Source organism: Serratia ureilytica (assembly GCF_013375155.1).
GTDB classification, from domain to species: domain Bacteria; phylum Pseudomonadota; class Gammaproteobacteria; order Enterobacterales; family Enterobacteriaceae; genus Serratia; species Serratia ureilytica.
Map to the genome: position 1 here is coordinate 283726 of NZ_JABXOF010000002.1, position 12391 is coordinate 296116.

Consider the following 12391-nt stretch of genomic DNA (forward strand, 5'->3'; position numbering starts at 1 on the left):
GCGGGAAGAAGGAAATAGATTATGTCGCAACAAGTCTCCGTGTTGAGCGATAGCGCCCGCAAGGCGATGGACGCTTATTTCAGCACGCTGTTTAAAAACCTTGGTCAACCGGAAAACTCCGACCGCACCAAGTATTACGCGGTCACGCCGCCGATGGAAACCGCCATCCGCAAAACGCTTCAGGAGTCGCTCGACTTCCTGCAGTTCATCACCATGAAAGACGTGGATCAGATGAGCGGCCAGGTGGTTGATGTGGGCGCGTCGCGTCTGCATACCGGCCGCTCCGCAACCGGGCGATTCCATCGCAACATTGGCGTAAGCGGCAACGTTTACACCCTGGCGAAAACCGACTCAGCGGTCGATCTGGACTGGGAAACCCTGTCGAACTGGGCCAACAGCGGCGACGTCAACGAGTTCATGACCCTGGTGAACGCGTTCACCATGCAGGCGTTTGCCCTCGACATCCTGCGTATTGGCTTCAACGGCATCAGCGTGGCCGCAACCACCGATCCGGATGCTAACCCACTGGGCCAGGACGTTAACAAAGGCTGGCACCAGCTTGCCAAAGAGTTCAACGGCGGTTCTCAGATCATCACTGACCCGGTCACCATCGGGCCGAGCGGCGATTACAAATCGCTGGACGCCGCCGCGGCCGACATCATCAACACCAAGATCCCGCAGGAATTCCGTAATGACCCACGCCTTACGATCATGGTTGGTGCTGACCTGGTGGCTGCTGAGCAATTCCGCCTGTATGGCAAGGCCGACAAGCCGACGGAGAAAATCGCCGCGCAGCTGCTGGCCGATTCTGTCGCCGGCCGCCGCTCTGCCATCCCGCCGTTTATGCCTGGCAAGCGCCTAGCGGTCACCATCCCGGCCAATTTGCAGGTGCTGACCCAACGCAACACCCGTCAGCGCAAGGTTGAGTTTGTGGAAGACCGCGCACAGTACGAAAACAAATACCTGCGCAACGAAGGTTACGCGCTGGGCTATCGCGAGTTGTACGGCGCGATCGATGAATCAGCCGTCACCATCGTGGGCGAAGAAGCCGTCACGCCGCCGGCTGGGGGCTAACGATGAGCATGTCGCCCGGTCTACGGCATAACGCCCGGATTGCCGCACAGCAAACGCTAAGCCAGGGGCAGGCGCTGAGCGCCAACCCTGACAGCTTGCACATCCAGTTGCGCGAGCTGCAGCTTGATGTCGAGCGCCTGCGCCAGCTGCCGACAATCCGCGACCGGGTAGACATGAAACGCCGCAAGCTGCTGCCTAAATGGGCGCCGACCGTCGAGCGCTATCTGAGCAGCGGCGAGCATTACACCAACATGGTGTTTTCGTACTGCGTGATCTGGCTGTTCGACATCGGCGAATTTGATCAGGCGCTAGACTGGGCCGACATCGCCATCGAGCAGCACCAGCCCACGCCGGACAACGTCAAACGCACTTTCTCGGCCTTTGTCGCCGACACCGTGCTGGCCTGGGCAGAAAGTGAAGCCGAAGCCGGTCACAGCGTTGAGCCGTATTTCTCGCGCACCTTTACGAACGTGCGTGAGAAATGGCGACTGCATGAAGAAATTAACGCGAAGTGGTTCAAGTTCGCCGCCCTGCTGCTGCTGCGTGACAGCAACGGCCGGCCGCTGCCGTCAGCGGTCGAGGACGTCAACATCCTGCAGGCCGCCGAAGAACTGCTGGCGCAAGCGCATGCCTATCACGCCCCCGTGGGGGTGAAAACGTTGCGTGAAAAAATTGAGATGCGCATTCGTGCGCTGAACAAACGACTGCCGCACGGCGGAGCGGACGCAGCGGAGGGTGACGCCGATTTGGCTAATCACGCCGTGGATGCTGGCCAGTCCGCTTCTTTAACAGGGGGTGCGCTGTGAGTTCTCTCAGCTTCAGCGGTAAGAGCCTGGACTATCAGGACGAAACCATCACGCAGGAGCCGGGCAGTTTCTGGCCGGATCTGAACCTGGGCGAGTTCCAGCTGCAGCGGAAAGTGCCGCCGCAGCTGCAGGGGGATACCGCTATTCAAGCGCTTCTCACTGCGATCGGCGACATCAACCGCCGCCTGAGCAATTTCGAGGCGACCAAACGGGCCGAAGGGTTCGCCGCCGCCAAAGATTTGCCTGGCGCCCGAGCCGGCAACGAGAACCAGACGACAGCGCAATATAAAAAAGCGGTCTATGCGCTGGCAAAGGCCGATCTGATCGGCGAAGTGACCAGCGTCAGCCGTGTAAGCAAAGCCACTGCGCCGGAGGGAACCGGCAGCGATGCCGCCGAATCCTTTACCCGTAGCGGGTTGCTGGCCGAGGCCAGCCAGGCAGTGCGCGCGATCCTGGGGCTGGGGCGCGCGACGGTTTCCTTGTCATGAGCCAGTTATCGGAATTGACGGCGTTCATGGCCGCGCACCTGCCGCCACGGGTGCCGACCTTCGCCAGCTGGATGGACAACCAGAAGCTGACGCCAGCGCTGAAAAACCTCGGTAAAGGCCAGCGGCGGATCGGGATAACCACCTATGACGGCGTGCTGGAGTGGGACAAGTATCCGTACCGCGAGTTAGATCCGGCCGTTCTGTTCGCCCTGGTGCTGTCCTGGCTGATGGAAGGCGCCAACGAGGCCCGCGGCGATCTGAACCTGAGCGACCCGGATGTCGACATCGAGCTGTACGACGAAGAGTCGGCCCTGGTCACGATCACCATCCCACTGGTCGATGAGATTGTCCTGTTGCCCAACAAGGACGGCGAGATCCCCCTGGACGGGCAAGCGTGGGGCGTGGTCGATGCGGTTTACGACCACGCGCAAGAGGCGGTGATTTTCGGAGCGGACGCCACCGGCGCGCCGGTGAAAGATGGCGACGATCGTTGATGGCGAGCTGAATAGAAACCAGCTGCGCGCGCTAAAGCAGGCGCTGAAAGACAACGAGATGCCCAGAGCGAAGCGCCAGCGGCTGCTATGGCGCATCGCCAAACGCGGGATCATCACGGCATCAAAACGCAATGCCCGCAAACAACAGGCACCTGACGGCACGCCATGGGCACCGCGCAAACGCGGGCGGCGCAAGATGTTGCGCCAGCTGCCGAAGCTGCTGAAGGTGCGGGAAATGCCGGAGATCGAAGCGGTGCGCATCTACCTGCAGGGCGGCAATTATCGCAGTGGTTCGAAGCGTATGCCGGCAGGGACGATCGGCGCCATTCACCACGAAGGCGCGCAGATAACCGCCAGGGCGATCAGCTACCAGGGCCAGCCGAGCCAGGAAGGCAAACCGGCAACCCGGCGGCAGGCCAAGCGCCTGCGCGACCTGGGTTACAAGGTGTGGTGGAACGGGAAGTACGTCAAGCCGGCAGTGAGTTACATCACCGCAGAGCTGTCGATGAAAAAAGCCGGCTTTCTGATTAAGAAACTGGCGCGCAAACCGAGCAAGCAAACGTGGACGATTGACCTACCCGCCCGCGCCTTCCTCGGCGTAAGTGACGATGAATTTAACGTGATCCTGGCCCGCCAGCTGCAAGGCATCGGGTTCGGCTGGGAAGTCAAAGCACAGGATATCAAGGGGAAACTATGACCTGGCCGAGTGTAGATATTAACCAGCTGAACCAGTACCAGGGCACGCCGACCGAAATCGAGCGGGTTGTCCTGTTCGTCGGCATCGGCGCCACCAATGCCGGCACGCTGCAACCGCTGAACAGCAACACCAATCTGGACACCGTGCTGGGCGCCGCCGACAGCGTGCTGAAAAGCAACATTGCGGCCGCCCGCCGGAACGCCGGCAATAACTGGTTTGCCTATGTCGCCATTCTGGCCGCAGATGCAAAAACCGCCGACTGGGTGGCCGCCGTCAAAAGCGCCCAGCAAACCGCCTCAGTGGAGGGGTTTGTCCTGTGCATGGACATTGCCGACAAGGCGGACATCAACGCGGCGATCACCCTGCGCGCCGATCTCATTGCGAAAAACAGTCGCTGGCTGTGGGCGATTTTGTCCGTGGGCGGCCCCGACGAGGCTAAGTCTGAGACGTGGGCGCAATACGGCGCCCGCCTGGCAACCCTGCAAAAAGACATCGCCGGCCCCAGCGTGCAACTGGTGCCGCGCCTGTGGGGGAATGAGCCGGGCGTCCTGGCCGGCCGCCTGTGCAACCGTTCGGTAACCATCGCAGACAGCCCGGCCCGCGTTCGCACGGGCGCGCTTATCGATCTGGGGCGCGACGAGTTGCCAACAGACGGCGCCGACGTACCGCTGGATCTGTCTGTGCTGCAGGCGCTGAACGCCAACCGCTACAGCGTGCCAATGTGGTATGTCGACTACGCGGGCCTGTACTGGTCGGACGGCCGCACGCTTGAAGTTGACGGCGGTGATTACTCGGTGATCGAGTACCTGCGCACGGTAGATAAAGCGGCGCGCCGGGTTCGCCTACTGGCTATCCCGAAAATCGCCGATCGGTCGCTGAACTCGTCGGACAGCAGCATCGCCGCACATGAAACCTATTTCAGCAAGCCGATGCGAGAAATGGCGATTTCATCCCAGATTAACGGGGTGACGTTCCCCGGTGAGGTGAAACCGCCAAAAGACGGCGACGTAACGATCACCTGGCTGAACAGCACCAAGGTGCAAATTTTCATGACCGCGCGGCCGTATGCCAGCCCGAAAGAAATTTCGATCGGCATCCTGCTCGACACCAGCCTGACGGAGTAACGACCCATGAGTAAACGTATTTCAGGCATGAGCTTTGATTTCGATATGGAAGGCGCCGCCATCCATGCCGAAAGCATCTCACTGAATATCACCGACAACACCGCCGTAACCAAAACCCGCGGCGTGCCGGACGGTTACACCGACGGCGATGTCGAGGCGGACGGCGAGATCGAGCTGGACAGCAAAAACCTGATCGTTGCCCAGAACGCCGCACGCAGTGCCGGCAGCTGGCGCGGCATTCCGCCGAAAGATTTCCTGTTCTACGCCAAGGCCGGCGACGAGGAAATGAAGGTCGAGGCGTTCGGCTGCAAGATCATGATCTCCGATCTGCTGAACATCGACCCGACCAGCGCGGACAAAAGTAAGCACAAAATCAAGTACATCGTCACGTCGCCGAACTTTGTGCACATCAACGGCATTCCGTATCTGTCCGCGGACGATACGCGCGATCTGTTGGGCTAAGGGGACGGCATGCAAGACCACGAAAAGAAAATCCTGACCCTGGCCGCCATCGGCGCCGTTATCGCACTGGGGCAGGTGTTGAACAGCAAAGACCCGATCACCCCGCGGCTGATGATTGGCCGCATCATCCTGGGATCTGCTGTCTCGATGGTGGCCGGCGTCGCGTTGGTGCAGTTCCCTGACCTGTCTCCGGTGGCTATCAATGGCATCGGGTGCGCCCTGGGGATTGCCGGTTATCAATTCGTTGAACGCTGGCTACGCCGCCGCGGCAACAAGTGGGTACAAGGGGAAAACAATGACGTTAAGTGAAAAGCAGCAGTTGTTTACCAAACTGATCGCCCAGCTGATTTTATGGGCCGATGAGAAAGGCTATCGCCTGACGTTCGGTGAAGCGTACCGCACGCCGGAACAAGCCGCGCTCAACGCCAAAAAAGGCAGCGGTATCCGCAACAGCCTGCACACCAAGCGCCTGGCCGTCGACCTGAATCTGTTCATCAACGGCCAGTACCAGACCAACAGCGCGGCATACCTGCCCCTGGGGGAATACTGGGAGAGCATCGGCGGCAGTTGGGGCGGGCGTTTCCGCGACCGGCCGGACGGCAATCACTTCAGCCTTGAGCATGAAGGCGTGCGCTGATGAGCCAGGCGAAGCCGTTCATTCTGCTGGCGCTGCTGGCCGCCGTATTTTGGGCGGGCTGGTTCACTGCCGGGCTGTACAGCGACAGCCAGCAGCTGATCATTGAGCGAGCCGCCACCGCCGGCGCCGAAAAATCGCGCCGGTATACCGAACAGATAGCGGGCGAGTCGGCCAGGCTGCTGGAAAGCAAATTAGCGGAGCTAAGCGCAAATGAAACGCACACCGAACGGGTCATTCGCACCGAAGTGGTTAAGCCGGTTTTCAGCAACGTGTGTGCTACTGCTGAGTATGTCCGGCTGTTCAACGCCGCCACCGACCGCGCCGAGCGTACCCTATCAGGCCAATTTGTTGGCCCGCTGCCCGGAAACGCTGCCGAGGCTACGCAGTAACACCGGCGAAGCGTTCGCCGCGGCGCTGGAAGAGTACCGCAAGATTTACCCACCGTGCGCGGCCAGACATAACCAGCTGGCCGCTGAAATAGAGCAGAGAGAAAAAGGATCACCCCATGAGCGATAAAGTAAAAATCGAGATTAAGGTCAACGGTCTGGATCTGGTATTCGAGCCGAATGTCATCGCCTTCAACAAATTTATTAACGAGATGTCGACCGACAACAAAGTCGCGCCGGCGTCCAACTTCCTGCGCCGCATCGTTCACCCTGACAGCAAAGACGCACTGGACAAGATCCTCGCCCTGCCAGGCGGCGCGGTAAAACTGGCCGGCAAGGTCAACGAGATTTACTCGCCAGAGCTGGAATTTGAAGTAAAAAACTAGCGCGCCGCGCGCAGGCGATCGACGACAACCAGCTGGAACAGCTGCTAACCCTGCGCCGGCGATACCTGCCGGGCGAGCCTGACGATGACGAATCGCTCGCCCGCGCACTGTGGCTAGACAATCGATATTGGCAAAACATGGCGATCGCGGTGAATAACGGCATCGCCAAGGCGTTCAAGGGTGCGTGATGAAACAGCTGGAAGTGATGCTATCGCTGGTCGACAAGTTCTCGCGCCCTCTCAAGATGGCCGGCGGCGAGTTGACAAATTTCGCCGGCAAATCACGCGCAGCCTTCGGGCAGATGGTCGCCGGCGGCGCTACCTTATGGGGCGTCGCGCAATCGATCATGGGCATTCTCGGCCCTGCTGACGAACTGCAGCGCGCGCTCGCCGAGGTGAAATCCATCGGCGTGGCCGACACCGCACTGAAGAACCTCAGTAACACCGCGATCCTGTTCAGTATGAAATACGGTGAATCCGCCGCCGGGTTCGTGGCGTCGGCCGCCTCTATCGCAGGTGCGATCGATGGCCTGGCAGATAAAGAGCTGCGCACCTTTACCACCGCGGGATCGATCCTGGCAAAAGGCACCCGTGCCGACGCTGACACCATCACCAACTATATCGGCACCATGTACGGCGTTTTCCAGAAAACGGCCGACGCGATGGGCCGTTCCAGCTGGGTGGAGGTGATGACCGGGCAGACGGCCGAAGCGGTGAAGATTTTTAAATCGGACGGTAAACAGATGTCCGATGCATTCACATCAATCGGCGCCAACGCCACCGCCGCCGGGATCGGCATGGCGGAGCAATTCGCCGTACTCGGCCAGTTACAGGCCACCATGAGCGGCAGCGAAGCCGGGACAAAATACAAAGCCTTCCTGCAGGGCGTCGGCAAAGCCCAGACAGTGCTAGGGCTGAATTTTGTCAAGCAAGACGGCTCAATGAAGGGCATCGCCGACATCATGGGCCTGATCCAGCAAAAATACGGCGATATCAAGAAAGTTGCCGACTCGGATTTGATTAAGAAAGCGTTTGGCTCCGATGAGGCGGTCTCCCTGATTAAGCTGCTGGCGCAGAACGTCGAAGGCCTGAAAAATAACATCGATCAGATCGGCAAAATTAACGGCATGGACAACGCCAAAAAGATGGCCGCCGACATGACAAACCAATTTGACCGGCTGCTGCAGGTCTGGAAAGGCATGCGCATCGCCGTGGGCGGCGCGCTGCTGCCTGTCATCAACCCGCTGATCGAACGCATGTCGGACATGGGAACCCAGGGCGCCGCCTGGCTGCTGAAATTTAAGAATATCGCGCGCTGGATAGGCTACGTCTCTATCGCGCTCACGTCGCTGGTTGCTGTCTTTGCCCTGGCAAACATCGCCGTCGCCGCCGGTAAATTCCTGTGGATGGGCTTCCTGATCATTCTCAAGCTGCTGCGCCCGGTGCTGTTGATGCTGCGCCTGGCCTTCTTCCTGACCGGCCTCGCCGCCAACTTCATGGGCCTGCCGATCACGCTGGTGATCGGACTGATTGCGCTGTTGGTAGCGGCTGTCTGGGCCGTCGTCGCCTATTGGGATGAACTGAAAGCCGCCATCATGGACACCGCCGCATTTCAGTGGTTGATGGGGATCGTGATGGTGGTCGGCGCCATTTTCCGCGTCACCTGGGCGCTGATTAAGGCGGGCTGGCAGGACGTGATCAACTTCTTCACCGGCCTGTCGCCCGTGCAGGCGTTCACCGACTTCAAAAACACCATCACCGACGTATTCAAGGGGCTATGGGACTACCTGAAAAACAGCTTCGCGCAGACCTACAACTGGATCGTGGAAAAACTGAACATGATCCCCGGCGTCGACATCGAGATGAAAAGCGTAGCGCCAGAAGCGAACCCAGCCGGAAGCCAACCCGGCAGCGCCCCGCTACTGACCGGCGCGAATACCGTTTCAACCGGGCGCGGCGGCATCATGGGCCAGGTGAGCCAGTCAACCAACAACAGCAGCAGCGCCAGAACCCAGACGATCGGCACCGTGCAATATAACGTGATGCAGCCGTTAACCCCGCAGCAGCTGCAAGAAAACATGGAGCTATACGGGCATGGCTGACGAAAAACTGTATATCGACCTGCTGATCACAGACCGCGATTTTACGCTGAATGCCGGCTTTGAGCCGGTGCTGTGCGACAACCTGGTCAGTATCGGCCAGGACATCAAGCACGCGATCATGGAAAGCGGCCTCGCCACGTTGCTGGTCGCCGAGCGCAGCCCGACGCTGCGCGCTGACATCCTCTTGCAAATTACGTTGCTGGTCGAGGATGACGTGAGGCTGGTTCCCAGTACCATCTTTGTGGCTGAGGAAACCCGCGGCCGCCTGCTGATCACCGCCGACACCTATGATTTTGGCCCGCTCAACACCGGGGTGACCTATGACCAATAAACCAGCCGTTGATTTTGAGGCCGCACTGCGCGCCGGCGGCATGCCGACCACGGAAGCCGAGGTCAAAGCCGAGTTTCAGAAGGTGGTCGACGCCGAGGGTTTGATCACCAACACCTCGAAAATGTCGCCTTTCTGGCGCCTGATAACGGCTATCGTGACCAAGCCTGTGATCTGGCTGAAAGACATCCTCGTTAACGTCGTGATGGCGAATATGTATCTCGCCACTGCTTCAGGGGCTTATCTGGACTTGTTCGCCTGGGCGGTCAACCTGTCGCGTAAAGATCCAACCTTCACCCAAGGCGCGATCACCTTCTTCAAGACTGACCAGACGCTGCTGATCACCATCCCCGCCGGCACCGTGATCCAAACGGAGCGCATCGACGATAAGGTTTATCGCGTGATGACCGTTGCGGAGGTGGTGATCCCCGCGGGAACGGCCAGCCAGGCAATTGCAGTAAAAGCCGAACAAAGCGGCACCGCCTACAATCTCGCGCCGGGCTACTTCCGCATACTGCCGACGGACATTCCAGGCATTGCGCGCGTTGAGAACCTCGACGACTGGCTGACGCAGCCCGGCGCCGATCGCGAGTCAGACGACGAGCTGCGCGACCGCTGCAGAAATCAATACAACCTCGTCGGCTCATACCATATCGACGCGGTCTATCGCAGCATGATCGCCAGCGTCGCCGGGTTGAGCACCGATCGCGTGTACTTCGAGCACGACGCCCCACGCGGGCCGGGCACCGCTAACGCCTATTTGCTGCTTGATACCGGCATTCCGGCGGACTCGTTCATCGCCGCGGTTAACGATCACATCATGGTGCAGGGCTACCACGGGCACGGCGACGACATGCGATGTTTTGCCATGCCGGAGACGCAGCACGATTTAACGGTCACCGCGTACATGTTCGCTACGCTGAACCTGAGCGACGAAGAACAGGCAGACTTGAAACAGGACATTGAAAACTTTGTCCGCTGCGCCTTCCGCGATAACGCCACCTACACGGTAACCAAAACCTGGCCGCACAGTCGCTTTAGCTTCTCGCGCCTGGCTGAAGAGCTGCACCTGCAGTTTTCGGCGCTGGAATCGGTCACCTTTTCGCTGGATGACATCATCAGCGGATTATCTATCCCGCGCCTGACCTCGTTAAATGTGGTGCTGACCAATGGATAAACCGCTGATCACCCTGCCCAGTTGGATGAACAAAGGCGAGCCGAAGAAACTGGCGGCCGCCTGCGTCAACTTCTGGGAGAAGGTCAAAGGCTGGATCTCGTTTCCACTGGCCCAGAGCGACCCGGAAACCTGCACGGTTCAGATCCTGAACCTGCTGGCGTACCAGCGCGATATCGATCGCTTTGAGGGCGAGCCGCTTTGGTTGTACCGCCTGCGAGTAAAACACGCGTTTGTTAACGCGCAGGACAGCGGCAGCTTTATCGGATTCAAACGCATTTTTGAACGCCTGAAAATCGGCGATATGCAGCAGCTTGAGCGCCAGCCGGGCGTCGATTGGGACGTCATCATTATTCGCGTCAACGACAACCAGCTGGCCGCTAACGCCACGTTGATGAATGAGATCATCAGGAAATACGGCCGCACCTGCCGCCGGTATCGGTTCGAGGTGCTTAACGTCGCACCGCTGGGCATGCGTGCCGGTTGGTTCGACAACGATCACCAGCTGATCGCCGCGCGGCCAGGCAAAGACGCCGCAATTATCACCGAAAGCCGGCTGTATATCATGACCGAAGCCGGCCAGATTTTGACAGTTTAACCAGGTGGCATAGTTGGATTTGTCTGTTATGGCCAAAGTATCGAGCACAGACAATCACAGCGATGCTGCAGCACTCTGAAAGGGGCCGAGATGTCAGCCATTATCACCAGAAAATACGAACAGTGGGCGGCAAGCCAGGCGGCCAATAATCTGCCGGCGCGCCCGGATACATTCGTTTTTGCCTATATTCCAGGGCAAGACCCTGAAGCCGAGATCAGCCGCGACGAGCCATTGCCGGCGCCGGCCAACATCGTGCACACCGCACCGGTTATGCAATACGGCATGCTCAACACTGACGCGGTGGTTTTCTCTGTGGTGCTGGACACCTCAGTCGGCGATTTTGATTACAACTGGATCGGGCTGGTTGACCAGGCCAGCAATACGCTATGCATGATTGTGCACACCCGCACCCAGCGAAAAATCGCAACCAGCGGCCAGGAACAGGGGAACACCCTAACCCGCACGCTGGCGATGGAATTCAACGGCGCCGCCGGCACCACGCAGATCAGCGTGACCCCGCAGACATGGCAAATCGATTTTTCAGCGCGGGTATTCGGCCAGGACGAACAACTCCGCCTGGCTAATTGGGACGTCTACGGCGAAGGCGCCTTCTTCGGCGATGCCTTCCTTGTCGTGCGCAGCGGCGACACGTTCACCGCGACCGCAGGAAACGGATACGTTGGCGGTATTCGGGCTGAGCTTGAGACTGACACCCCCATCGACGTAACCAAATGGACAACCACGGTCTGGGCCGATGTAAGTTGGCAAGGCGCTACAACCAGCCGCTGGTCGGCGCGTATCGCGCTGACCACCGCTGACACTCTGGCCGACTACACCGACGCCCAGGGATTCAGGCATTACGTCACGGCGATCGCGCGTATCGGCGCTGACGGCGCGGTGACTGACCTGCGAAAAAAAGGCTCTCAAGGTGAGCAGGAAGCCAGCCGGCTGTTTCTGCGCAAAGCCGCCAACCTGTCGGACATGACCGACCCCGCCGCCGGACGCGAAAATCTGGGCCTGGGGGAGTTGGCAACAAAAGATGTGCTGTACGCGCACGACGTCGGCGCCTACACCCAAGGCGAAACCGATCAGAAGTTTTTCCCGCGCACAGGCGGAACAATCAGCGGCCCGATCAATGTCATCGGTGACGTTGGCACACAAGGTGGCGTAGTTGTTTTCCGTCACGCGGACGGACATCAAACGGCCGTTATGGCAGCTTACGACGACGGTTCGCTGGCCGTGGGCCGCAGTGACAACGGCCGCGGCTTTGGTATTAACGCAGACGGGAATTTCTACACCTCGAACGGAGTGCCGATTTTCGAGTCGGGGCAGCGAGTCTACAGCCCGAACAACCGGCCGGAAGAACTGCACGTCGATGGCGCTAACTGGTGGTCGCGGGATTCCAGCGGGAAAATAACCCAAGGCGGTATCGTCAACCGGTCAGATAATTCAAACGCCGTATCGTTCAACCTGCCATTTCCTAATGCGGTGCTATCGATCCAGCTGACATTACGCCAGGTCAGCGAAGCCGGATCGGAGCGAAATATTATCGCCCAAGGCGCAACAAATAGCGGCTTTTGGTGTTGGATGAACGAAAACGAGCTTTCAGCCTACTGGATGGCCGTGGGGTATTGAT

17 protein-coding genes are annotated in these 12391 nt (G+C 59.4%); all 17 read left to right on the forward strand.

Translation table 11 applies throughout. The features are described 5' to 3' along the window. Positions 1–21 precede the first annotated feature (21 nt). The 17 genes from HWW83_RS04770 (at position 22) to HWW83_RS04845 (ending at position 12390) form a co-directional block, all read left to right on the forward strand. A complete protein-coding gene (locus HWW83_RS04770) occupies positions 22–1074 on the forward strand; it encodes a phage major capsid protein, P2 family (RefSeq protein ID WP_141998400.1) in 1053 nt (350 codons plus the stop codon). 2 nt (positions 1075–1076) lie between these two features. Beyond that, positions 1077–1880 (forward strand): phage terminase small subunit, encoded by an 804-nt coding sequence (gene gpM / locus HWW83_RS04775; RefSeq protein ID WP_176589028.1) that lies wholly within the window; start codon positions 1077–1079, stop codon positions 1878–1880. Beyond that, positions 1877–2368, forward strand: a complete 492-nt coding sequence (locus tag HWW83_RS04780) for a head completion/stabilization protein (RefSeq protein ID WP_176589029.1) — start codon at positions 1877–1879, stop codon at positions 2366–2368. Before gpM ends, HWW83_RS04780 begins: the two co-directional genes overlap by 4 nt. Continuing rightward, entirely contained in the window at positions 2365–2862 is a 498-nt protein-coding gene (locus tag HWW83_RS04785) for a phage tail protein (RefSeq protein ID WP_176589030.1), read from the forward strand. The genes HWW83_RS04780 and HWW83_RS04785 overlap by 4 nt, the downstream gene beginning before the upstream one ends. Beyond that, entirely contained in the window at positions 2846–3559 is a 714-nt protein-coding gene (locus HWW83_RS04790; RefSeq protein WP_176589031.1) for a phage virion morphogenesis family protein, read from the forward strand. The genes HWW83_RS04785 and HWW83_RS04790 overlap by 17 nt, the downstream gene beginning before the upstream one ends. Next, positions 3556–4683, forward strand: coding sequence for a DUF2586 domain-containing protein (locus HWW83_RS04795; RefSeq protein WP_176589032.1), 1128 nt, complete (start codon positions 3556–3558; stop codon positions 4681–4683). Before HWW83_RS04790 ends, HWW83_RS04795 begins: the two co-directional genes overlap by 4 nt. A gap of 6 nt (positions 4684–4689) precedes the next feature. Further along, the gene (locus HWW83_RS04800) at positions 4690–5145 is read left to right on the forward strand and encodes a phage protein (protein WP_060387965.1); all 456 of its coding nucleotides are present in this window, start codon (positions 4690–4692) and stop codon (positions 5143–5145) included. Between the two features lie 9 nt (positions 5146–5154). After that, positions 5155–5454 carry a phage holin family protein gene (locus HWW83_RS04805; RefSeq protein WP_060387966.1) on the forward strand — a complete coding sequence of 100 codons (300 nt, stop codon included), beginning with the start codon at positions 5155–5157 and terminating at the stop codon, positions 5452–5454. Next, positions 5441–5782, forward strand: coding sequence for a M15 family metallopeptidase (locus tag HWW83_RS04810; RefSeq protein ID WP_060422324.1), 342 nt, complete (start codon positions 5441–5443; stop codon positions 5780–5782). Before HWW83_RS04805 ends, HWW83_RS04810 begins: the two co-directional genes overlap by 14 nt. Further along, complete coding sequence (locus HWW83_RS04815) at positions 5782–6171, forward strand: hypothetical protein (RefSeq protein WP_176589033.1); 390 nt, start codon at positions 5782–5784, stop codon at positions 6169–6171. Before HWW83_RS04810 ends, HWW83_RS04815 begins: the two co-directional genes overlap by 1 nt. Positions 6172–6287: 116 nt before the next feature. Beyond that, positions 6288–6554, forward strand: a complete 267-nt coding sequence (locus HWW83_RS04820) for a putative phage tail assembly chaperone (protein ID WP_060422330.1) — start codon at positions 6288–6290, stop codon at positions 6552–6554. A 50-nt stretch (positions 6555–6604) separates the two neighbouring features. Beyond that, positions 6605–6742: a DUF6890 family protein gene (locus tag HWW83_RS25835; RefSeq protein WP_392396786.1), complete on the forward strand. Its 138-nt coding sequence runs from the start codon at positions 6605–6607 to the stop codon at positions 6740–6742. Then, positions 6742–8655: a phage tail tape measure protein gene (locus HWW83_RS04825; RefSeq protein WP_176589034.1), complete on the forward strand. Its 1914-nt coding sequence runs from the start codon at positions 6742–6744 to the stop codon at positions 8653–8655. The genes HWW83_RS25835 and HWW83_RS04825 overlap by 1 nt, the downstream gene beginning before the upstream one ends. Continuing rightward, positions 8648–8986, forward strand: coding sequence for a DUF2590 family protein (locus HWW83_RS04830; RefSeq protein WP_060387971.1), 339 nt, complete (start codon positions 8648–8650; stop codon positions 8984–8986). The genes HWW83_RS04825 and HWW83_RS04830 overlap by 8 nt, the downstream gene beginning before the upstream one ends. Beyond that, positions 8976–10160 carry a baseplate J/gp47 family protein gene (locus tag HWW83_RS04835; protein WP_176589035.1) on the forward strand — a complete coding sequence of 395 codons (1185 nt, stop codon included), beginning with the start codon at positions 8976–8978 and terminating at the stop codon, positions 10158–10160. Before HWW83_RS04830 ends, HWW83_RS04835 begins: the two co-directional genes overlap by 11 nt. Continuing rightward, positions 10153–10755: a hypothetical protein gene (locus tag HWW83_RS04840; RefSeq protein ID WP_176589036.1), complete on the forward strand. Its 603-nt coding sequence runs from the start codon at positions 10153–10155 to the stop codon at positions 10753–10755. Before HWW83_RS04835 ends, HWW83_RS04840 begins: the two co-directional genes overlap by 8 nt. A 90-nt stretch (positions 10756–10845) precedes the next feature. Then, positions 10846–12390 carry a phage tail-collar fiber domain-containing protein gene (locus HWW83_RS04845; RefSeq protein WP_176589037.1) on the forward strand — a complete coding sequence of 515 codons (1545 nt, stop codon included), beginning with the start codon at positions 10846–10848 and terminating at the stop codon, positions 12388–12390. Position 12391: the final 1 nt, after the last annotated feature.